The following is a 21,349-nucleotide window of genomic DNA, read 5'->3' on the forward strand; positions in this document are numbered from 1 at the left end:
ACCAGCGCCAATACATGGCAACCAGAGCAGAGCGAGCATAAAGGGAGTGTGCAGTCATTACGTTAATAAATCAGGTTGGTCTGCCGATGCGTTGTGGCGTTCAATCCACTGAGCCGCTTCGACGATAGTCTCTACTATATCATTGACTTTCAGGTTTTGTACACTGTTTCCTTCGTTGTAACCATAAGGAACAATGAGTACCGGCATGCCGGCCGCTTGCGCCGCCTGGGCGTCGTTGATCGAGTCGCCGATAAAAACGCAGTCTGTTGGCGCCGCTTCCAGCAGGAAGCAGGCATGCAGCACGGGGCCGGCATCCGGCTTGCGGGTCGGGCAGGTGTCGCCCGATACCACTGCGTCAAAAAACGAACGCAGCCCGGTTTGAATCAGCAATTGTTCGGTAAATACCGTGGGCTTGTTGGTGACAACAGCCAGGCGAATACCGGCAGCCTTCATGGCTTTGAGCCCGTCGATCACGCCTTCGAATACCGTGGCCCGATCGCCATTGACCTGATGGTACGCGTCAACGAAATGTTCGCGGGCAACAATGAATGCTTCGGCCGGGACAACAGCTTCATCGTCACCGCCGGTCATGGCGCGACGCACCAGGTTGTCGATGCCTTTGCCGACAAACTGGGCAATCAGCTCCTGGTGCAGTTGCGGCAGCCCCAGTTTGATGCGCATGGCGTTGGCTGCCTGGGCCAGGTCGGGAATGGAGTCGACCAGGGTGCCGTCCAGGTCGAGTAGTGCAGCGCGGATACTCATGAGCGGCGTACTCCGGCAATTTGTTCGCGCATGTTCGCGATCACTGTAGCGTAGTCCTGCTGGCCGAAGATGGCTGAGCCAGCGACGAAAGTATCTGCGCCGGCTTCGTAAATTTGCGCGATATTGTCTGTTTTGACGCCGCCATCGACTTCAAGCAGAATGGTGTTGCCGGTTTTTTCCTGCCAGGCATCAATACGCTGGCGGGTGGCGCGCAGTTTGTCCAGCGTAGACGGAATGAATGACTGTCCGCCGAAACCCGGGTTAACCGACATGAGCAGGATCAGATCCAGGCGGTCCATGACATGATCGAGCACCGACAGCGGGGTTGCCGGATTGAGCACCAGCCCGGCCTTGCAGCCATTGTCACGGATCAGGGAAAGCGACCGGTCCACATGACGCGATGCTTCCGGATGAAAGGAGATGATGTTGGCGCCGGCCTGGGCAAATTGCGGAATCAGGTCATCTACCGGTTCACACATCAGGTGCACATCAATGGGTGCATCCGTACAGGGGCGAATAGCCTTGCACACCATGGGCCCGATGGTCAGATTGGGTACGTAATGGTTATCCATCACATCAAAATGAATCCAGTCGGCACCGGCGCTGATCACATTTCTGACTTCTTCTCCGAGTCGGGAAAAATCTGCTGACAGAATACTGGGGGCGATGCGGGTAACGGGTTGTAATTCCATGACAGCGTTTTTCTCCTGTAAGGGGGCGCACGAAGTACAATGAAGCTCTATTATTCCATACAAACACGTTTAGCTTTCCGAGGATCCGGCACGAATGGTAAATACAATGACTGTGGAAGTCACACCGCGTTATCTCGAAGAACAGTCTGACCCGTCTCGCTCGCAATATGTCTTTGCCTATACTGTGAGAATTCGCAACACCGGTACAGCAGCCGCGCAGGTCATCAGCCGCCACTGGGTCATTACCGATGGCGACGAGAAAACCCAGGAAGTGCGGGGATTGGGCATTGTCGGCGAGCAGCCCCTGATTGCTGCTGGCGATATGTACGAATACACCAGCGGGTGTCCGCTAAATACCCCTTTTGGCACCATGAAGGGCAGCTACCACTGTGTGGGTGAAAACGGTGTTCCGTTTGACGTGGACATTCCCGAATTCATCTTGACGCTACCGCGAACGCTGCATTGATCGTGCGCCACTGTTGCGATGTCATTGGGCTTATGTCTTCCATTATTTGTCTGGATAAATAAATATGAAAAATCCGCAAGCACCAAATAGGCTATTGCCTGCCGCCGTGGCTGCGCTTGTCCTGTTGGCAAGTTGTTCGACGCAGGAGGCGGGGATGCAGCCGTCGGAGTCGTCGTTCTCCATGACTGCGCCTCTGTCAGTGCCGGACCAGTCGGCCTTTGCACCTACGCCACCGCGGCCGCTGGCGGGCCAGTATAGCCAGGTGGCCTGGTCATCGCTGCCCGGCTGGAATGCGGATGATGCCCGCCATTTATGGCTGACTTTCTACAATAATTGTCGTGGCCTGATGCGTCCGGTCAGCGGCTCCAAGGCCATGCCGGCGCGTGCTGCCCCTGCTGTCTGGCAGCCGGTGTGCCAGGCCGCGGCACAGTCGGGTATTGATCCGCGCAGCAATGACGCAACCGCGGTCAAGGCCTTCCTGGAGCAACATCTGCAGCCCTGGCAGGTGACTGAGAACGGCAAGTCAACCAATACCGTTACGGGCTATTATGAGCCTGTGGTGCATGGTTCGCGTTCACAGAACGGTGAGTATCAGTGGCCAATGTATGCCGCTCCCGATGATCTTCTGACCATCGATCTGGGCCAGCAATATCCTGAACTGGCGGGCAAGCGTATTCGCGGCAAGCTCTCGGGCAAGACGATTGTGCCCTACGACACGCGTGCACAAATTGGCCAACGCGACACCAAGCCGCCGGTCATTGTTTGGCTGAATGACCCGGTCGAGGCGTTTTTCCTGCAGGTGCAGGGATCGGGTCGGGTGCAGCTGGAAGATGGCACAACGATTCGCCTGGCCTACGCCAACCATAATGGCCGTCCTTATAGTTCGATCGGCAAGTGGCTGGCCGACAAGGGCGAATTGCCGCTGGCGCAGGCCAATATGCAAAATATCAAGGCCTGGGCCAAAGCCCACCCGGATCGGGTTGATGAAATGCTTAACGCCAATCAGGCCATGGTGTTCTTCCGTGAAGAGGCGCTGTCTGATGATGCCGCCGGTCCCAAGGGCGCCTATGGCATACCGCTAGTCGCGGAACGGTCAGTGGCCGTCGATCCCAATTATGTGCCATTGGGCAGCCCGCTGTATCTGGCAACCACCCGACCCCACTCGACCCAGCCTATGCAACGTGTTGTCTTTGCACAGGACACAGGGGCTGCCATCAAAGGGGTGGCGCGAACCGACTTTTTCTGGGGATCGGGTGATGCGGCGGGCGAGCTGGCTGGTCGTATGAAACAGACCGGCCGGGTATGGATTCTCTGGCCGCGCAGCGCAGGAGTTCCGGAGGCGCGATGAAACACGATGTGATTGTCTGTGGTGCCGGTATTGCGGGAATGGCCAGCGCGCTGGCGCTGACCCGGGCCGGCGTGAATGTGGCGGTGTTGGCACCCAGGCGGGCACCGGCGCCCATGCAGGGCGAGCAGTATCACCCTCGCGTTTATGCCATCTCCGAAGCCAGCCAGGCATTGCTGGCCTCGCTGGGCATCTGGGATGCCATGCCGCAAGAACGGATTACGCCGGTCGATGCCATGCAGGTCAATGGCGATCGTGACGGGCAAGTGGTGCTGGATGCCTGGCAGGCGGCCAAATCCCATCTGGCATGGATTGTCGAATCGGGTGAAATTGAGCGCGCCCTGTTCCAGGCGCTCACCATTTACGGAGTGCCGTGGATTGACGATACGATGCAGGTCTGGCAGCCAGGGCAAGTGACTACGGCAGGTGGCGTGACGCTACAGGCGCAGTTGTTTATTGGTGCCGACGGGGCCCGGTCACCGCTGCGCAGCGCTGCTGCAATGGCGCACCAGAAAAAAGACTATGGCGATCAGGGGCTGGTCACGCATCTGACTTGCGAAAAGCCCCATATGAACACGGCGTACCAGTGGTTTAACAATCATCATGTGCTGGCTTTTCTGCCCATGCCCGATACCAGTGAAGGGCATCAGGTATCACTGGTCTGGTCGGTCGACGATGCAACGGCCGACCGGTTCCTGCAAATGGACGAGGCGACGCTGGGCCGTGCGCTGCCGGAGGCCCTCAATGAGGTGGCGCAGGGTTGCCTGGGTACGCTCAAGACGCGTGCACGCCTGCATGGCTTTCCCTTGACGCTGGAAAAGGCGCAAATGGCCGCCCAGGGTGTGGCGCTGGTGGGCGATGCCGCGCATCGGGTCCATCCGCTGGCCGGACAGGGGCTCAATCTTGGGCTGGGCGACGTTAAGGCGCTCACGCAAGTATTGAACGAAAAAGAGGCATTCCGGTCCTATGGGGATCTGCGTGTGCTCGAGCGTTATGCCCGCACGCGTGCGGCCGATGTCATGGCCATGCGTGTGGCGACCGATGGCCTGTACCAGCTGTTTTCCCGGGACCTGCCTGCGCTGCCGTTTCTACGCAATGCAGGCATGAATCTGGTGCAGCAGCTGCCTTGGGTCAAGCGGCAACTGATTGCCGGGGCATCGGGGTTGTGATCGTCTTGCAATAAGGGATATCGCAGCGGGAGCGCGGTACCGGAACCTGTGCAAGATCGAGGTCAGTACAAAACAGTGCCGGTGACAGCCACCGGCCACAGTAGCGCCTTTCACGTCTCGTGCAAGGCTTCGTTGGCGGCAACGCCACTCAATAGGTTTCTGTCGTAAAAGGATGTAAGGTAATGGGATTGAATTGGATAACAGCACGCACAGGACAGCAGTACCGACGGGCGGCGATGGCAGGCTTGCTGATGCTGGTAGCGGGCGCCTTTACCGTGCCGCCAGTGCTGGCTCAGACAGCCGATAATGCAAAGCTGGAAAGCGTTCGGGACGCGGTAAAAAAGGCGTTCGATGTTGAAGTGACCCGGGTTCAGCCGACCGATTATGCCAATCTGTATGAAGTGCAGCTGGGCGGCAATATCGTGTATACCAACGAAAAGGCCGAGTTTGTGCTGGCCGGCAATCTGGTTGACGCCAAAACAAAACGCGATGTAACCACCGAACGGATCGAAGAAATCTCCAAGGTGGATTTTTCCACCTTGCCACTGGCCCAGGCAGTCAAGCTGGTCAAGGGTAATGGCGCGCGCAAAATGGCCGTCTTCGAAGATCCCAACTGCGGCTATTGTAAAAAACTGCATAAGGAACTGACGACGCTGGATAACGTCACCGTGTACACCTTCCTGTTTCCGATCCTGGCGCCCGATTCAGTGACCAAGGCCAATAACGTGTGGTGCGCCAAAGATCAGGCCACCGTATGGACAGATTGGATGAACAAGGGGATTGAACCACCTGCAGCCACCTGCGAGACACCCATCGAGAAAAATCTCGCCTTGGGCCAGAAATTGGCTGTCCAGGGTACGCCGGCCATCTTCTTTGAAAGCGGCAGCCGCGTCAACGGTTATGTACCGGCCGCCAGGCTCAATCAGGAACTGGATCGCAAGTGATTTATTGCGGCCGGCCCTGGCAGGCCGGCCGCGTGCCGGTTAATGTGCTCGTCAGCCCGACAGGGCAAATGGATGGGTCAGCAGCTGCTGTACAGAGTTGACGCGCAGGTCCACATAGGCGGGTCGCATGCGCTGCATGGAACTGAACGGCGTGCCTCGATGAAAGATGTGCACGGTTTTCATATGCAGCTGCTTGGCCGTTTTCAGGTTCTTTAGCGTGTCTTCGACCAGAATGGTGCGAGTGGGTTCACACTGCAACTGCACTAGCAGCTGCTGCATCAGCGCCGGTGAAGGTTTGGGCCGAAACCGGCCCTGCAGGCACATTTCGTTGATGGAACAGATGCCCGCGAAACAGTGACGTATATCCAGGCGGTCCAGAACGATTCTGGCGTAATGCATGGGCGCATTCGTGACCACATATTTGATGCCTGGTACTGCATTGAGCATGGCAGACAGATTTTTTTCGATTTTGGTGTTGCCGGCAATGTCAAAGTCATGGCTCAAATGCAGGAAATCGGCCGCTTTCACATTGTGATGCCGCACCATCCCGATCAGCGTGGCGCCATAGCGTGCCCAGTAGGTCTTGCGCAAAACCGTTGCCTCGTCTTGGCCAATATCCAGCGATTGCATGACGGCCCGCGTCATACTCTGGTTGATGTGTCCGAAGATGGCGTGCGAGGCGTCGTGCAGCGTGTTGTCCAGATCGAACAGCCATACGCGCGGTGTGCGAGTATGGCGAACCAGTGGTTGCAGGGGTTTGATAAGGGGGGTGCAGATCATGCAGCAACAGCAACGCCTGCGACGCGTAACAACGCCGCAAACGTGATCATGAGGTGATCATGGTGCCGACACCCTTATCGGTCAGGATTTCCAGCAACAGGCAGTGAGCAACCCGGCCATCGACGATATGCACGGAATTCACACCGTTGCGGGCGGCATCCAGGGCCGATGAGATTTTCGGCAGCATGCCGCCAGAGATGGTGCCGTCAGCAAACAATTCATCAATGGTCTTGGCCGACAGCTTGCGCAACAACTGGCCCGATTTATCCAGTACGCCTGGGGTGTTGGTCATCATCAGCAGTTTCTCTGCCTGAAGGACTTCGGCCATTTTGCCGGCGACTACATCGGCGTTGATGTTATAGACGTCGCCTTCTTCAGCATCGTAACCGATGGGGGAAATAACGGGAATGAACTGATCGTCCTGCAGGGCCTTGACCACAGACGGATCAATGCTGGAAATATCTCCTACGAAACCGATATCCAGTGGCGCGTCGGGATTTTCCTTGTTGGGCATCAATTTCTTGCGAGCCTGGATCAGTCCGCCATCTTTGCCGGTGAGGCCCACGGCCTTGCCGCCGGCCTCGTTGATCATCATGACGATATCCTGCTGGACCTGGCCGCCCAGTACCCACTCGACCACTTCCATGGTGTCGGCGTCAGTAACACGCATGCCCTGGATGAAGTTGCCTTCCTTGCCAAGACGCTTGAGTGCGCTGTCGATTTGCGGGCCGCCGCCGTGAATCACCACCGGGTTCAGGCCGATCAGCTTGAGCAAGACGACATCTCTGGCGAAACTGCGTTGCAGCCGTTCTTCAATCATGGCGTTGCCGCCGTATTTGATCACGACGGTCTTGCCGTGGAACTTCCGGATATACGGCAAAGACTCCGAAATAATGTCGGCCTTGATTGCCGGTGAAACAGCGTTGATATCCAGGGGGGTGTCAGACATGCTAGCTCGCGTTTGCTGAAAGTTAGTTTTGTGCCAGAGTATTTTCCAGCGTTTTGATGAAATCTTTTTTATCGTAATTGCCAATATAGCGTTTAACGATATTGCCCTGACGATCCAGCAAGAATGCCACCGGCGTAAATTTGATATCGTCAAATGCTTTGGCAGCGCTGCCATCGCTATCGAGGGTAACGGTAAACGGCAGCTTTTTGTCAGCCGTGTAGTTTTTCACAAAATTGGGCGGATCGTAGGCCATGGCCACGGCAACGGTCTCATAGCCCTTGTCGTGATAGGTATTGTAGTAGCCGATGGTATCGGGCATTTGCGCGATACAGGTCACGCAACTGGTAGCCCAGAATTTGACCAGCACCACCTTGCCTTTGAGGTCGGCGGTCTGGAACTGGCGCCCGTCCAGCGTGGTAAACGTGACATCGGGCGCAGCCTTGGATGAGGTCATCATAAATCCGCCCGCTATGGCGGCCACGGCTAGTACAGCAGGAAGAACGATTTTTTTCATGGATATTCGATTCTATTCCAGAGGGAAAGTTTGCACCGCACCCGAAGAGGGATCGGTTCCGGTGCCGGGCACCGTTGCGGGCGCGCCCGTGCCGCCGGTTGTCGCGTTCAGGCTGCTGCCCGAAACAATATCAAATACCTTAACAACCCGGCTTACGCCGCTGACGCCGGCAGCAGCCGAGGCTGCACGCTGTCCTTCAAGGTCGGTGACCTGGCCCATCAGATAGACAACACCGCGGGTGGTAATCACATTGATGGACCCTGATGGGACCTGTTTGGTGGCCAGAAGTTCCGCCTTGACGCGCGAAGTAATCCAGGTTTCATTGCTGCGAGTGCTGAAAGAGGCACGGGGACCCACGGTCAGCTGGTTGTCGACGCGCTTGACGTCGGTGGCGCTGCGCGCCATGGTTTCGGCCGACTGCTTGGCGGCCTCGGTGGGCACTTCACCGGTTAGCAGGACGCGCTGATTAAAGGATGAAACAATGACACGGCCGGCTTCGCCAACGCTTTCGTTGATGGTGTTCTGAGTGCGTCGTTCAATGTTCTTGTCTACCAGTTGCATGCCGGCTGAGCGCCGGTCCACGGCCACGATGGCGGTGCCGCCCGCGGCAGCCCCGACAATCAGGGGTACGCAACCGGCCAGCAGCGAGCACGACAGTGAAATGGCAACCAGGGCAGTGGCAGGGCGGGACAGGGTAAATGGGCGCGATACACTCATTCGGAATCTCCAAGTAACATGGCGTCAATGCCATCACACAGAACGTGAAGTGCCAGCGAGTGGACTTCCTGGATACGCATGGTACGGTCATGCGGCACACAAAGATGGACATCCTGATTGGTCAGCAGGCCGGTCACACTGCCGCCTTTCTTGCCGGTAAGGGCGATGACATGCATCTCGCGTTCATGGGCGGCGCGGATCGCCTTGATCACGTTGGCCGAATTGCCACTGGTGGTGAAGGCGACCAGCACGTCGCCCGGCTGACCCAGCGCCTGTACCTGGCGTTCAAATATATTGTCGAAACCGTAGTCATTGCCGACGGCAGTAAGGATAGAGGTGTCGGCGTTCAGCGTAATGCCGGCAAACGGGATGCGGTCGCGTTCGAACCGGCCGACCAGTTCGGCGATGAAATGCTGGGCATCGGCAGCCGAGCCGCCATTGCCGCAGGCGAGCACTTTACCATTATTGCTGATGGCGTTGACCAGCATATCGATGGCGACAGCCAGCGGTTCGGCCAACACCTGGTGGCTTTGGGCGACGACGCGGGCCGAATCATCGAAATGAAAAGAAATACGGGAAGAGATGTCCATATCGATATTATCGCACGTGTTAAAAAAAACCGCATGGGCAGCTGTTGCTATGCAAGCAGGCAACGGGCTGCAAAAGGCGCGTTTGAGGCGTCAGCAAAACCGATTGTAACGGTTTTGTGATCGTCAGAAGACGGCAGGCAGCCAGTTCAGGGTATCGCCTTCGATGCAGACGGCATCGAAGCGGCAGCGTGGTGTTCTACCGCCAAACCCGCTTGCAGCCAGTTGGGGCAGGAACCAGGCCGCCGTTCTGCGCAGTCGCTGCTGCTTGGCGTAGGTGATACTGGCGGCCGCGCCCCCATGACGCGCGTTATTGCGATGGCGGATTTCAACGATGACCATGGTCTGGGCATCGGCGCGAAAAACCGCATCCAGTTCTCCGTACCGGCAGCGCAGATTGGTGCCCAGCAATTGCAGGCCATGCTCACAAAGCCAGGCGATGGCATGGCTTTCGGCCTGCAGGCCGCGTTGCTGGGTGGGTGATAATCGATGCTCATGCGCATTGCGACAAGCGCTGGTGCCTGTTGCTGCCCGACGGCGGCGCCGCGCCCGCTGCTTGACTTGCGCGGCCGCAGCCAGCATGAATGCGATGTGCTGGTGGCTTTGCATGGTCGCGGGTGTCTGGGATTTGTCGCAGGCGAGTTCGACAGGTTTTTTTCCGGTCACGGCATGGATCCACAGAGGTGTGATAGCTATCGGGGATAATGTCCGAATATGATTTTTTCACACAGAGAAGTCCATGACTAGCGAAAGCGGACAATTTGATGCCCGATGGCAGCGTGTGCTGCATGACCTGGCCAACCAGGACTGGCCGGCCGGGTGCCTGTATGTGGTTGCCACGCCGATTGGCAACCTGGCCGACCTGTCGCCGCGCGCCTTATATGCGTTGCAGAAGGCCGATCTGATCGCGGCCGAAGACACGCGTTCTTCCCGTGTGCTGCTCAATGCCTGGGGCATAGAGACGCCAATGATGGCCGCGCACCGGCATAATGAAGCCCAGGCGGCGGCTACCCTGTTGCGCCATCTGGGCCAGGGGCAGCGGGTTGCGTTGATTTCCGATGCCGGTGCGCCAGCGGTCAGCGATCCCGGGGGGCGCATTGTGAGTGAAGTGCGCGCTGCCGGGCACCAGGTGCGGGTCATTCCCGGTCCCTCGGCCGTGATTGCCGCCCTGATGGGTAGCGGTGCCACCAGCGATGAAAACCCGGCCTTTGTCTTTGCCGGCTTTGCACCGCAAAAAGCCGTGGCGCGGCAGACTTGGCTGAAGACCTGGTGTGCGGTGCCGGCGGCCATTATTCTTTTTGAATCGCCGCATCGGGTGCGCAGCACGGCGACCGACATTGCTGCAATCGCAGGCGCTGATCGTCCGGTGACCGTTGCGCGGGAATTGACCAAGCGGTTCGAGCAAATTGCCACCGTACCGGCAGGGGAGCTTGCCGACTGGTTCGCGCAGGATAGTCAGCGGACGATGGGCGAATTTGTCCTGATTGTGCATGAGGCAGCAAAAAAAGAGGTGGCGGCGCTGGGCCAGGACGCCGAGCAGATTGTGGCCGCCATGCTCCGGTCTTATTCGGTGAAAGATACGGCCAGACTGCTTGCCGCCTTCAGCGGTCTGCCGCGGGACGTACTGTACGCCAAAGCGCTGCAGATAAAGCAGCAGGACAATGAAGCGCAAGACTAAGTGCTGTGTGACTGCGATGGCCCTGCACGGTGCCTTGTAAGCAAGCGGCAAAAACAGGATAAGCGCAAAAACACAAAGGCCGTTCCCGGTAAGGAAACGGCCTTTGTGTTTATGTCGGCGTTATATCGACGAGGAGCGTGATTACAGCATTTTCTTGGCTTTGACCTGCGTTTCGGTGCTGCGTTCGCCCGCTGCCGCTGCCTTGGAAATGGGCTCGATCTTCACCTTGTCGCTGCCGCGGTTGACAATACCCAGGCGTTTTGCGGCGCCATAAGACAAATCAATGACCCGGTTGCCGACGAATGGTCCGCGATCATTGATGCGCACCACGATGCTTTTGCCGGTGGAGACACGCGTTACCCGGACGTAGGACGAAATGGGCAGGCGCTTGTGAGCAGCTGTCATTGCGTTCTGATTGAAGGTCTCGCCATTGGCGGTCTTGCGACCATGGAAGCCCGGACCGTACCAGGAGGCAATGCCTTCCTGGGAAAAGCTGTCGGTCTCGTCTATGCTCATGGGTTTGTAACGAATTCCGTTGACCCGGTAGGACTTGCTGGTGCCCGAGAGCGCCTTGCGTGCCTTGGTGGCAATATCCTCGTCTGCCGGTTGCGTATCGTCCCGTTCGGCCAGGCTGACGTCATCTTTGGGCACCTGGATCTCGTATTCGCTTTCGGGAATAATGCCATTTTCCGTGATGCGCATTGTCAGGCCGTCAACCAGTTGCGGTTTTCCGCTTTCAGCGGTAGCGGCGGGCGCTATCGTTACCGGGGCTGCAGTAACGTTTGCCTGTTTGACTGCATCTGTGGTTTTTTCTGCATCAGCCTTGGCAGTCAGTGGTTTTTCGACGGCACGACCGCTGTCTTTTTGCGTCAGGCGCGAACCCGCTTTGATCTGTTGTTTAGGGCGCTCACCCGTGGTCGCAGCCGGTTTTACCGGGGTGCCTGTGCGGCTGGCCAGTGTATTGCCTGTTTTGACCACTTGGGTAGGCTTGGCAGCATCGCTATCGTCGCTCTTGACTGTCTGTGAGCGTGAATCAGGCTTGGCTGGAGGCGTTGCCACCGCAACCTCAGCTTTGGCAGACTTTTTGTCTGTTACCGCTGGTTTGGCAGGTACCGCCGCATCATCGGCCGCTTCGGGTACGACCCCGTTGGCGGTGATGCGCATTTTTTGCACAGGAGCTGCCGGTTTTTGGGCTTTTGCTCCTGGCGCTGCGGCGTTGGCCGGCGCAACCATGTGCTCGGAAAAATCCTGGTTCTCGCGGATTTCGATCCCGGCGGCATGGACGACCGGCGCAAGAAAGAGGCCGGTTACAAGTGTGGTTAAGGTGCTGCGTATTAAAGTTGTTCGTTTCATCATGTCATAGTGTCAACTGGGCACGATGCCTAACGCGTAAGGGTTTGTAGGAACTGAAGCGCTTGGCCAGTTCTTCGGCCACGTAGACCGATCGATGCTGACCACCGGTGCAACCAATGGCAACGGTGAGATAACTACGCGTATCCTGCATATACAATGGGAGCCATTTTTCAATATATGCGGCAATATCGTTGATTAAGGCGGGCACGCTGTCAAATTGAGCCAGCCATGTCGCCACGGGTTCATCACGGCCCGTAAGCGGGCGTAAGTTGCTGTCGTAATGAGGATTAGGCAAGCATCTTACATCAAAAACGAGGTCTGCGTCATTAGGGACGCCTTTTTTGTAGGCGAAGGATTCGAAGGTCAAAAGGACTTCCGGCTCTTCATGATCGACCACATCTTTGACCCATGCGCGCAATTGTCCGGGCGTCAGACCCGAGGTGTCTATCACGTGTTCCTGCTCGCGCAACGGCGCCAAAAGATTGCGTTCGTGTGTGATGCAATCCTCCAGAGACGGCGTAATTCCTGTGGTTTCACGCATGCGGTTGCTCAGCGGGTGCTTGCGGCGCGACTCGGAATAACGATGAATCAGGGTCTCGTCATCGGAGTCCAGAAAGATAACTTGCATGGGCAGACCCATGCTGCGAAGGGCGGTAATAACCCCCGGCAGGCCGGCCAGTTCGCCCGGCGTTCTGACATCAATTGCAACAGCTACCGACTTGAGACGGTTTTCCCTGGCGTTGGCAACCAGGTCGTGCAGCAGGCTGACGGGCAGGTTATCGATACAGGAGTATCCGAGGTCTTCCAACTGACGCAAAGCAACGGATTTTCCTGATCCTGAAATGCCGGTAATAAGTACAACATGAAGCATAATGGGTATTAATCCTGGACAAAACGTATGGATGGTCGGAAAAATGGCCTTTCGTTCGTTCTTGTACAGTCTTGGTGGCCGAAATGTATGTCTCTTGACTCTATTTAACCATAGACACGTGACAACATATAACAGATCGGTCTCTGGCCGGGATTTGTGTCGGTAAAACCTGTGGGTCGTCTCTTTTGTTTACATGCTCCGGTTGGCACTCCGGCGACAGGCACGGGCCGGCTCGACCCCGTGGAGGCCTGTCAGAGGTTGCTGTTTTCCATGATAGCGGCTGCCTGGCGCTCCATGAATTCGCCAAGGGTGTCAATGCCGCGCAATTTGAGGATGGTATTGCGCACGGCGGCCTCGACCAGCACGGCAAGGTTGCGTCCTGCTGCCACCTGCAGCATGACGCGGCGGATAGGGATGCCCAGCAAGTCCTGGGTCTGGTCCTGAATGGGCAGGCGCTCGAACTTTTCACTGTTGGCACGCACCAGATGCACAATCAGCTTCAGGCGCATTTTGCGGCGCACCGAGGTTTCCCCGAAAATGGTGCGGATATCCAGCAGGCCCAGTCCGCGCACCTCGAGCATATTGCGCAGCAGGTCGGGGCATTGGCCTTCGATCAGCGTGGGCGAGGTGCGGGAAAAATCGACGGCGTCGTCTGCCACCAGGCCATGTCCGCGAGAAATCAATTCAAGCGCAAGCTCGCTCTTGCCCAGCCCCGACTCGCCCGTAATCAGCACGCCCAGCCCCAGCACGTCCATAAAAACGCCATGTACCGTGGTTTTAGGGGCAAAACGCTTGTTCAGGTAAATGCGCAGTACGTCAATCAGATGCGCAGCATCCACCGGGGTGGAAAGAAGGGGGATTTTGCTGCGGGAGCAAAAGCTGACCAGATCGGCGGGAGAGTCCAGGCTTTCGGCCAGAATCATGGCCGGAACACCGCCTTCGGCCAGTTCGATCAGGATTTTTTCACGCTGAACGGCAGAAATACGGTTATAAAAAATCAGCTCTTCCTTGCCGAATACCTGAATTCGCGAAGGGTGCACAACGTTCAGGTGCCCGATCAGGTCCGCCGCAGACGTATTGGCTGCTGAATCCTGGATATGACGGGTACGGCCTTCCTTGCCGGCGATCCAGGTGAAACGCAGCGTTTCGTCATTGTCGGCTGCCAGATCCTGAATACTGAGCATGAGCGCGCCCCCGATTAATTGCCGGCGGAATTGGCCAGCAGTTGATGAATGCCTTCTGCATTGGGGCTGCCCAGCAATTGCTTGCGTGTTTCTGCGCTGGAGAGCAATTGCGCCAGTTCGGCCAGTATTTCCAGATGCTGCTGGGTTGCGCTTTCGGGTACCAGCAGGATGACCAGCAGTTGCACATGCTGGCCATCTGGGGCGTCGAAGGGGATGGCCGTGCTCAATCGCATGACGGCAGCGACGGCCTGCTTCAGGTTGGCGATGCGGCCGTGAGGCACCGCTACGCCATGACCCAGGGCAGTGGAGCCCAGTCGCTCACGCGAGAACAGGCTGTCGAAAACCGTGGAGCGGGCAATGCCCTGATTGTTCTCGAACAGCAACGCAGCCTGTTCGAAGGCGCGCTTTTTGCTGGTGACGTTGACATCCAGCAGGATATTTTCCGGCGGGAGTATACGGGATAGTTGATTCATGCCGCAATTATAGGATGTTCTTACAATAAGAAATAGAAGGGTAAGCTAAAACCCGGCCATCCGGCCGGGTTTAGGCGAAAAACGGGAAAAAAGTACAACGTATCTACCCGATACTCATTCTTTTTGCCGATTCATTGGAGTGATTTGACGCTTTCGTTTTGTATTTGATGACTTGTCTGTCGGTTTTGTCCGAAAGCAAATCAATGGCCGCATACAGGTTTTCGTCCGTGACTTCGCAGTGGATGTCTTTGCCCGGCACGCGTAGCGTAACTTCTGCGCTGTGCTTGAGTGGTTCCCTGGACAGGATAACCTGGGTATCAATGACATGATCGAAGTGCCTGAGGACTTTGGCGAATTTGGTCACTACGTATTCTTTAATGGCAGGGGTGATTTCCACATGATGGCCACTGATATTAAGATTCATAGTGTGCTCCTTTTGAAAGTTGAATAGGCAGACGCCGATACAGGACAAGGCGTCAGTACAAAAAGATGAGAGAGGCGTAACTCCTTTTTTGACAGGTTGATGAAAAGCTGAATTTTCAGTCTGTATGGATAGTTTAAACCTTATTTGGACTTATACAAGCCCCCCCGCAAGCCGCGGCCTGCTTGCCTGCGCCCCTGTGGCAGGGCGCGGCAGGGGCATGCACAAAGTTACATTTTAAAGTGTTCGCCCAGATAGACCTTGCGCACTTCCGGGTTGGTAATAATGGAGGCGGGTTCGCCGTCAGTGAGCACCTTGCCGGCGCTGATAATGTAGGCGCGATCGCAAATGCCCAGGGTTTCGCGCACATTGTGATCGGTAATGAGGACCCCGATATTGCGGCTTTTTAGAAAGCGCACGATGCGCTGAATTTCGATTACTGCGATCGGGTCAACGCCTGCGAACGGTTCGTCCAGCAGAATGAAGCGAGGATTGGTGGCCAGCGCCCGGGCAATTTCAACCCGACGCCGTTCACCGCCTGAAAGGGAGATGGCAGCGTTCTTGCGAATGTGTGTAATTTGCAGCTCTTCGAGCAGCAGTTCCAGTTGTTCCTGGACCCGCTTGCGCGTCAGCGTCTTGCCGGTATCAGGGTCATTCTGCAGTTCCAGCACGGCCTGAATGTTGTGTTCTACGCTCAGGCGCCGGAAGACCGAAGCATCCTGGGGTAGATAGGACAGGCCCAGGTGGGCGCGCTTGTGGATGGGCAGGGCGGTAATGTCGCGCCCGTCAATTTCAATTCGCCCGAAATCGGCCGGCACCAATCCCACGATCATGTAAAAACTGGTGGTTTTGCCGGCGCCATTGGGGCCGAGCAGGCCGACGACTTCGCCGCTGGACACGGAAATGGAGACGTCCTGGACAACGCTGCGGCCATTGTATATTTTTTGCAGGCCAATGGCTTTGAGCTGCCCCAGACTGTCAATGGTGTTGGTCTGCAGGCTAGAGCTGGATGAGGTATTCATGCATTAATTCTGGGTTGCTTTGCCGGCTTTGCCGGTTGCGGCCGAACCGCCATCCTGGGCAGGCGCCTGGATGGTGCTGGGCATTGGCTTGTTGTTATACAGCTTGCGGCATTCGGCGACGGCCTGGTCTGTTTTGGCTCGTGGCTGTGCAATTGAGCGCACCCGACCAGGTTGGGTCGCTGAGGTCGGACCTCCGGCTGCAGAGTAGGTATTGTTCTGGTTGTTGAAAGTGACGACTTCACCATTGACCGTATCGAAGGGCTTGCCGCAAACAAACCGGGTCACCGTGGCGTGGCCAATCATCTTGACCGTGTTCAGTTTGCCATCGTACTCGCCGCGATCCCCGCGTGCTTCGACGACTTCATAGTTCTCGGGTCGTTCCTGGCGGATGAATACAAAACGTGATTTGCTGACCGTGGCCACGCCATGCTGGAAGCCCTGCGCATCTTCGCGCAGGCTGAGCTTGTCGGCGGTCAGTTTCATCAGGCCGCGCGTGAGAATGACATTGCCGGTAAAAAGGCTGGTTTTGTTTGCGTCATCGTAGCTCAGGGTATCAGACAAGACCTGGGTGTCGGGCTCTTCTTTGTTTGCCGGGGTGTTGGAGCCGGCAGGCGCCTGGGCCAGCGCCGCGGTGCCGGCCAGCAGGGCACAAACGCCAAGGCACAGCGCGTGTGTCGTGATTCTGAAAGAGGACGCATTCATTGCGGGGAGTTTCCTTGCTTGTTGGGGATGACGGTGCGACGCCGTTGACTGTCCTGCCCTGAGATGGAGACGTCGGAAGAGGAGTACACGTCGAGTTTTCTGGTTTTGTTGTTATACATCATTCCGTTGCCGTTCATACGGGAATTGCCGTTAATGACGAGCGCCGGTTTGTCAGTCGTTATGATATCTTCATTGGGATAGATGATCAATTGCTCGCTGGTGACGTCCAATGCCTTGTCTTCGCCATGCGGGAAGCGGTGCAGATGGGCGTTGCCCTGCATGATAATTTTGTTGCCGTTATCAAGTAGCGTGGCCGTAGCCGCAGTGCCCACGGTACGGGGCGAGTCCGGGCGCTGGCCGGTAGCGGTGGCGTCGGTAACCAGGTAACTGTCGTTATAAGGGAAGTGCTGCATTTGCGAGCCTTCGAGCCGGTTGATGGGCACGCCGTTGGCATCGGAGCTGAGCATCACGAATTTTTCCGACCACGAATCGGGTTCCTGCGTTTTGCGTGCTGGCGGGTCTACATCAATTGCCCGCTGCGCGTAATCGGCTGCCCACCAGGTTGAGATAACCAGTGTGATAAGCATGAACAGCGCGATAAGGGCGGGGAAACGTTCTTTCATCGCATTACTGGATGACGTCGCCGGTAATCCGGCCCGGCGTGAAAAAGCCGGAAAGGGTGCCCTGGGCTGCCAGGATCAAGTCGGTACACTCGCGTACGGCGCCGCTGCCGCCCGGCAACGTGGTGGTCCAATGGGCCGTCTGCTGCACATACAGGGGTGCGTTGGGTACGCTGATGGCAAAACCGCACTTTTGCATGGCCGGCAGGTCGATGACATCGTCGCCCATGAATGCAACGTTTTCGAATCCCAGCCCCATGTCGCCGGCTAGTTGGCTAAGTACGGCAACCTTGTCGCGCACATTTTGAAAGACATCCGACAGTCCCAGGTCGGCAGCGCGGCGTGTAAGGATTTCTCCTTCGCGACCGGTAATCAGGACCACGCGCACGCCTGCCTGATGCAGCATTTTCATGCCGTGCCCGTCCAGCGCGCAAAAGCGCTTCATCAGTTCGCCGTGCTCGCCATACCACAGGCTGCCGTCGGTCAGAATGCCGTCTACATCAAAGGCGATGAGCTTGACTTGTGCCGCCAGCTCGCGCACGGGCTGGCTGATTTTGGAAAGAACCAGCGCTTCGGCCGGATGGGGGGGAGTGATTGGTTTCATACGTCAGATTACTTTTGCATCCATCAGGTCGTGCATGTGCAGGGCGCCGACCAGCGTTTGTTCCTGATTGACCACCAGCATGGTCGAGAGTTTTTGTTGCTCCATGACGGCAGCCGCTTCTGCAGCCAGCGCATCGGGGCCGATCGTACGTGGATGGGGAGTCATGACCTGTCCTGCCGTAGCCGGGCGGATGTCCCCCTTTTGCATGATCAGACGGCGCAGATCGCCATCGGTGAAGATACCCAGGGGCTTGCGTGCCTCGTCGGCAATCACTGTCATGCCCATGCGTTTGCCTGTCATTTCTTCGAGTACTTTTTGCATGGGGGTGTCCGGGCCGACAATGGGCAGTTCCTCGCCCTGGCGCATGACATCGCGCACGTGGGTGAGCAGGCGGCGGCCCAGCGCGCCGCCGGGGTGCGAGCGGGCAAAATCGGAAGTGCCAAAGCCGCGCGCTTCCAGGCACGCAATGGCCAGTGCATCGCCCAATGCGAGCGTGACGGTGGTGCTGGAGGTGGGCGCCAGATTAAGCGGGCAGGCTTCGCGCGTGACGCCAACGTCCAGGAAAACATCAGACAGGCTGGCCAGTTCGGAATAGCGGTTGCCGCAAATGCCGATGATTTTCGAGCCCAGCCGCCGTGCTATCGGTAAAATGGTAGCCAATTCGGGCGATGACCCGGAATAGGATACGGCAATAATAATATCGTCACCGGTAATCATGCCCAGATCGCCGTGTGCGGCTTCGGCAGCGTGTACAAAATAGCTGGGCGAGCCGGTGGAGGCGAAGGTGGCCGATATTTTTCGGGCGATATGTCCCGATTTGCCGATGCCCGTGACCGCGACGCGTCCCTTGTTGGCAAGCAGCAGCGCTACCGCCTGGGCGAAGCGTTCATCCAGGCGTGCGTCCAGGTGCTGCAACTCGGCTATCTCGGTTTGCAGCGTACGGTGCGCAGAGGCAAGGGCATCATCAGAAGTAAATGCAATTTCATTGACCATCCGGCGATTTTAATCGCAACGCGAGTGCAAGATGGATAAATTTCAAGCTTGCGTCAAAATGCGCATTGCAGCGGGTTGCAACGGGAACTGGCGCCCGACGAGCGGCGCAGCGCTAGCCGGCCGACCCCGGCGCAGTTTGTCCGATACAGGCTGCGGCGCACAGGGGAAATCGGCCGTCGCAGGCCCAACGCTGTTTTTGTCATGCAGGCGTTTTATAATCGACGCTGTCCGTACCCTGTTTGCCTGTTATCGATCACGTGATGGTGTTGCTGCGAAGCTGAACCGGCGCAAGCGTGTTTTGCCCCGGCCAGTGTAGTCTGCAGCCTGCCTGTGGTGTCCATGAACATCCCGTGAGTGCCCCTTTAGTGTCCGTTTATAGTGTCCATTTATAGCGTCCCTTCAGCGTGCTTTAAAGTGCCAGCAGAAACAACAGGGTATTTTTTGCCGTTGCCGGCCTGTATGGCAACCGTACAATCTTCTTGATCACCACTACCATCATGACCGCCAATCCTGCTTCTCCTGTTTTGAGTACCCCTTTTTCCAGCGCGGCCACCCGCGTCATGCTGCTTGGCTCAGGTGAATTGGGCAAAGAGGTCGTGATCGCCCTGCAGCGCCTGGGTGTCGAAGTGATCGCCGTGGACCGCTACGAGAATGCGCCGGCCCATCAGGTGGCCCATCGCGCCCATGTGGTGAACATGACAGACAGGGAAGCGCTGCGTCGCATTATCGAGGCAGAACAACCGCATGTGATCGTGCCCGAAATCGAGGCCATCGCCACCGATCTGCTGGTCGAGCTGGAAGCGCAGGGTCAGGTTCGGGTCACGCCGACGGCACTGGCCGCAAGACTGACCATGGACCGTGAAGGTATTCGCAGGCTGGCCGCAGAAACACTGGGCCTGCCTACGTCGCCCTATCGTTTTGTTGATACCCAGCAGGCACTGCAGCAGGCCATTGACGAACAAATCGGCTACCCCTGCGTCGTCAAGCCGGTCATGTCCTCTTCAGGCAAAGGCCAGTCGCTCATTCGCAACGCCGATGATGTGCAGCACGCCTGGCAGTACTCGCAGGAAGGCGGGCGCGTTGGCAAAGGCAGAATCATTGTCGAGGGATTTATCCGTTTCGACTATGAAATCACCTTGTTGACCGTGCGGGCCCGTGATCCGAAAAGCGGTGAGATCGTTACGCACTTTTGTGAGCCCATCGGTCATCGCCAGGAAGCCGGAGACTATGTGGAAAGCTGGCAGCCGCAGGCCATGTCGGCCGCAGCGCTGCAGCGGGCCAAAGAGATCTCCCTGGCGGTTACCGGCGCCTTGCAGGGGCAAGGCGTCTTTGGCGTAGAACTGTTTGTGGCAGGCGATCAGGTCTGGTTTTCCGAAGTCAGCCCACGGCCGCACGATACCGGGATGGTCACCATGATCACCCAGACTCAGAATGAATTCGAACTGCACGCGCGGGCGCTGCTCGGACTGCCGGTTAACACGGCGTTGCGCGCAACCGGGGCCAGTAGTGTGATTTATGGCGGCGTGGATGCAGATGCCGTCAGCTTCAGTCACGTGGCCGAAGCGCTGGCTGAACCTGATACCGACGTACGGCTTTTTGGCAAGCCGCAGTCCTTCGTGCGTCGACGCATGGGGGTAGCGCTGGCCGCAGCGGAAACCACCGACCTGGCCCGTGAAAAAGCACTGCGGGTGTCGTCGGCCATCAAGGTGTCGGCCGTCGATTAAGGACACAAAGCGAATCGCCGGTATTGGCGTTCGTGAATCGGCTATAGTGTCGTTGTTTGATTTTCACCGTCACAGGAGTTTCTGACATCATGACCATGATTGACCCGCATCAAATGGTGACCAACGCCATCCGCAGCGTGCCTGACTGGCCGAAGCCGGGCATTACATTTCGTGATATCACACCTGTGTTACAAGACCCGCGTACGTTCCGGGTCCTGCTCGATATTTTTGTTTATCGATATATGCGTGAACGGCTGGATCTGATCGCCGGCATTGATGCGCGCGGCTTTATCGTGGGCAGTGTGCTGGCCTATGAGCTCAAACTGGGATTTGTGCCGGTACGCAAGAAAGGCAAGCTGCCTTTTCAGACACTGGCCGAAGAATACTCTCTGGAATATGGCAATGCCAGTGTCGAAATGCATACCGACGCAGTTCGTCCCGGCCAGCGCGTGCTGCTGGTGGATGATCTGATTGCGACCGGCGGCACCATGCTGGCGGCAGCCAAACTGTTGCAGCGTCTGGGCGCCAATGTTGTGGAAGCGGCGGCTATTATTGATCTGCCCGAGTTGGGTGGGTCGAAATTATTGCGGGAAAATGGCGCGTCAGTCTTTACCGTCTGTGAGTTCTGAGGCCGTTCAAGGCCATCAATTGCTCTTGCTGCAAGCCTGGCCGACAGCCAGGCGCCGCGTTCTATGCGCCCGCAGGGATAACAGGCTATCAGGATTGAGTGAAGATGCTGGGTTTGAGTGAAGATGCCAGGTCCGGATCTGGCTTGATGT

25 protein-coding genes are annotated in these 21,349 nt (G+C 57.3%); 7 read left to right on the forward strand and 18 right to left on the reverse strand.

All coding sequences use genetic code 11. From position 1 onward, the window contains the following. Positions 1 to 57 precede the first annotated feature (57 nt). Both EV681_RS03430 and rpe read right to left on the reverse strand, forming a co-directional pair. Positions 58 to 762 carry a phosphoglycolate phosphatase gene (locus EV681_RS03430; RefSeq protein WP_128395956.1) on the reverse strand — a complete coding sequence of 235 codons (705 nt, stop codon included), beginning with the start codon at positions 760 to 762 and terminating at the stop codon, positions 58 to 60. Continuing rightward, positions 759 to 1,454 carry a ribulose-phosphate 3-epimerase gene (rpe, locus tag EV681_RS03435; protein WP_128395957.1) on the reverse strand — a complete coding sequence of 232 codons (696 nt, stop codon included), beginning with the start codon at positions 1,452 to 1,454 and terminating at the stop codon, positions 759 to 761. The genes EV681_RS03430 and rpe overlap by 4 nt, the downstream gene beginning before the upstream one ends. A gap of 94 nt (positions 1,455 to 1,548) precedes the next feature. On the opposite strand from rpe, the gene apaG reads away from it, so the two are divergent. From apaG to EV681_RS03455, 4 genes are all read left to right on the forward strand, one after another. Further along, entirely contained in the window at positions 1,549 to 1,920 is a 372-nt protein-coding gene (apaG, locus tag EV681_RS03440; RefSeq protein ID WP_128395958.1) for a Co2+/Mg2+ efflux protein ApaG, read from the forward strand. 64 nt (positions 1,921 to 1,984) lie between these two features. Next, positions 1,985 to 3,268, forward strand: a complete 1,284-nt coding sequence (gene mltA / locus EV681_RS03445) for a murein transglycosylase A (protein ID WP_128395959.1) — start codon at positions 1,985 to 1,987, stop codon at positions 3,266 to 3,268. Beyond that, a complete protein-coding gene (locus EV681_RS03450) occupies positions 3,265 to 4,434 on the forward strand; it encodes an FAD-dependent monooxygenase (RefSeq protein ID WP_128395960.1) in 1,170 nt (389 codons plus the stop codon). Before mltA ends, EV681_RS03450 begins: the two co-directional genes overlap by 4 nt. Positions 4,435 to 4,616: 182 nt before the next feature. Further along, positions 4,617 to 5,378 (forward strand): DsbC family protein, encoded by a 762-nt coding sequence (locus tag EV681_RS03455; RefSeq protein ID WP_128395961.1) that lies wholly within the window; start codon positions 4,617 to 4,619, stop codon positions 5,376 to 5,378. Between the two features lie 51 nt (positions 5,379 to 5,429). Here the strand turns inward: EV681_RS03455 and EV681_RS03460 are convergent, their stop codons facing one another. The 6 genes from EV681_RS03460 to EV681_RS03485 all read right to left on the reverse strand — a co-directional run bounded on the left by EV681_RS03460 (position 5,430) and on the right by EV681_RS03485 (position 9,591). Then, a complete protein-coding gene (locus EV681_RS03460) occupies positions 5,430 to 6,158 on the reverse strand; it encodes a pyrimidine 5'-nucleotidase (RefSeq protein WP_128395962.1) in 729 nt (242 codons plus the stop codon). Between the two features lie 46 nt (positions 6,159 to 6,204). Next, the gene (argB, locus tag EV681_RS03465; protein ID WP_128395963.1) at positions 6,205 to 7,107 is read right to left on the reverse strand and encodes an acetylglutamate kinase; all 903 of its coding nucleotides are present in this window, start codon (positions 7,105 to 7,107) and stop codon (positions 6,205 to 6,207) included. A gap of 22 nt (positions 7,108 to 7,129) precedes the next feature. Continuing rightward, entirely contained in the window at positions 7,130 to 7,621 is a 492-nt protein-coding gene (locus EV681_RS03470; protein WP_165392927.1) for a TlpA disulfide reductase family protein, read from the reverse strand. A 12-nt stretch (positions 7,622 to 7,633) separates the two neighbouring features. After that, on the reverse strand, positions 7,634 to 8,338 hold the full coding sequence (locus EV681_RS03475) for a BON domain-containing protein (RefSeq protein ID WP_128395964.1): 705 nt from the start codon (positions 8,336 to 8,338) through the stop codon (positions 7,634 to 7,636). Next, a complete protein-coding gene (locus EV681_RS03480; RefSeq protein WP_130303285.1) occupies positions 8,335 to 8,928 on the reverse strand; it encodes a phosphoheptose isomerase in 594 nt (197 codons plus the stop codon). Before EV681_RS03480 ends, EV681_RS03475 begins: the two co-directional genes overlap by 4 nt. A 123-nt stretch (positions 8,929 to 9,051) precedes the next feature. Then, the gene (locus tag EV681_RS03485; RefSeq protein WP_242612123.1) at positions 9,052 to 9,591 is read right to left on the reverse strand and encodes a YraN family protein; all 540 of its coding nucleotides are present in this window, start codon (positions 9,589 to 9,591) and stop codon (positions 9,052 to 9,054) included. Between the two features lie 73 nt (positions 9,592 to 9,664). On the opposite strand from EV681_RS03485, the gene rsmI reads away from it, so the two are divergent. Continuing rightward, positions 9,665 to 10,603, forward strand: coding sequence for a 16S rRNA (cytidine(1402)-2'-O)-methyltransferase (gene rsmI / locus EV681_RS03490; protein WP_130303286.1), 939 nt, complete (start codon positions 9,665 to 9,667; stop codon positions 10,601 to 10,603). A gap of 141 nt (positions 10,604 to 10,744) precedes the next feature. On the opposite strand, the gene EV681_RS22805 is transcribed toward rsmI, so the two are convergent. The 10 genes from EV681_RS22805 to EV681_RS03540 form a co-directional block, all read right to left on the reverse strand. Continuing rightward, on the reverse strand, positions 10,745 to 11,959 hold the full coding sequence (locus EV681_RS22805) for a septal ring lytic transglycosylase RlpA family protein (protein WP_423191190.1): 1,215 nt from the start codon (positions 11,957 to 11,959) through the stop codon (positions 10,745 to 10,747). 1 nt (position 11,960) lies between these two features. Further along, positions 11,961 to 12,827 (reverse strand): RNase adapter RapZ, encoded by an 867-nt coding sequence (gene rapZ / locus EV681_RS03500; protein WP_128395967.1) that lies wholly within the window; start codon positions 12,825 to 12,827, stop codon positions 11,961 to 11,963. Between the two features lie 251 nt (positions 12,828 to 13,078). Further along, positions 13,079 to 14,011: an HPr(Ser) kinase/phosphatase gene (gene hprK / locus EV681_RS03505; protein ID WP_128395968.1), complete on the reverse strand. Its 933-nt coding sequence runs from the start codon at positions 14,009 to 14,011 to the stop codon at positions 13,079 to 13,081. 14 nt (positions 14,012 to 14,025) lie between these two features. Further along, positions 14,026 to 14,484 (reverse strand): PTS sugar transporter subunit IIA, encoded by a 459-nt coding sequence (locus EV681_RS03510; protein WP_128395969.1) that lies wholly within the window; start codon positions 14,482 to 14,484, stop codon positions 14,026 to 14,028. 103 nt (positions 14,485 to 14,587) lie between these two features. Further along, positions 14,588 to 14,908 carry a ribosome hibernation-promoting factor, HPF/YfiA family gene (gene hpf, locus EV681_RS03515; protein ID WP_014749390.1) on the reverse strand — a complete coding sequence of 107 codons (321 nt, stop codon included), beginning with the start codon at positions 14,906 to 14,908 and terminating at the stop codon, positions 14,588 to 14,590. A gap of 227 nt (positions 14,909 to 15,135) precedes the next feature. Beyond that, complete coding sequence (lptB, locus tag EV681_RS03520; protein ID WP_128395970.1) at positions 15,136 to 15,927, reverse strand: LPS export ABC transporter ATP-binding protein; 792 nt, start codon at positions 15,925 to 15,927, stop codon at positions 15,136 to 15,138. Between the two features lie 3 nt (positions 15,928 to 15,930). Further along, the gene (gene lptA / locus EV681_RS03525) at positions 15,931 to 16,629 is read right to left on the reverse strand and encodes a lipopolysaccharide transport periplasmic protein LptA (RefSeq protein ID WP_128395971.1); all 699 of its coding nucleotides are present in this window, start codon (positions 16,627 to 16,629) and stop codon (positions 15,931 to 15,933) included. Then, positions 16,626 to 17,252: an LPS export ABC transporter periplasmic protein LptC gene (lptC, locus tag EV681_RS03530; protein WP_128395972.1), complete on the reverse strand. Its 627-nt coding sequence runs from the start codon at positions 17,250 to 17,252 to the stop codon at positions 16,626 to 16,628. The genes lptA and lptC overlap by 4 nt, the downstream gene beginning before the upstream one ends. A 4-nt stretch (positions 17,253 to 17,256) precedes the next feature. Further along, positions 17,257 to 17,853 (reverse strand): KdsC family phosphatase, encoded by a 597-nt coding sequence (locus EV681_RS03535; RefSeq protein ID WP_128395973.1) that lies wholly within the window; start codon positions 17,851 to 17,853, stop codon positions 17,257 to 17,259. A 3-nt stretch (positions 17,854 to 17,856) separates the two neighbouring features. After that, positions 17,857 to 18,846: a KpsF/GutQ family sugar-phosphate isomerase gene (locus EV681_RS03540; protein ID WP_128395974.1), complete on the reverse strand. Its 990-nt coding sequence runs from the start codon at positions 18,844 to 18,846 to the stop codon at positions 17,857 to 17,859. A 497-nt stretch (positions 18,847 to 19,343) separates the two neighbouring features. On the opposite strand from EV681_RS03540, the gene purT reads away from it, so the two are divergent. Together purT and EV681_RS03550 are read left to right on the forward strand one after the other, a co-directional pair. Beyond that, positions 19,344 to 20,570 (forward strand): formate-dependent phosphoribosylglycinamide formyltransferase, encoded by a 1,227-nt coding sequence (purT, locus tag EV681_RS03545; protein WP_128396128.1) that lies wholly within the window; start codon positions 19,344 to 19,346, stop codon positions 20,568 to 20,570. A gap of 89 nt (positions 20,571 to 20,659) precedes the next feature. Continuing rightward, a complete protein-coding gene (locus tag EV681_RS03550) occupies positions 20,660 to 21,199 on the forward strand; it encodes an adenine phosphoribosyltransferase (RefSeq protein ID WP_207227000.1) in 540 nt (179 codons plus the stop codon). The last annotated feature ends 150 nt before the right edge of the window (positions 21,200 to 21,349 follow it).

This window comes from Advenella incenata (genome assembly GCF_004217095.1).
GTDB lineage: Bacteria > Pseudomonadota > Gammaproteobacteria > Burkholderiales > Burkholderiaceae_B > Advenella > Advenella incenata.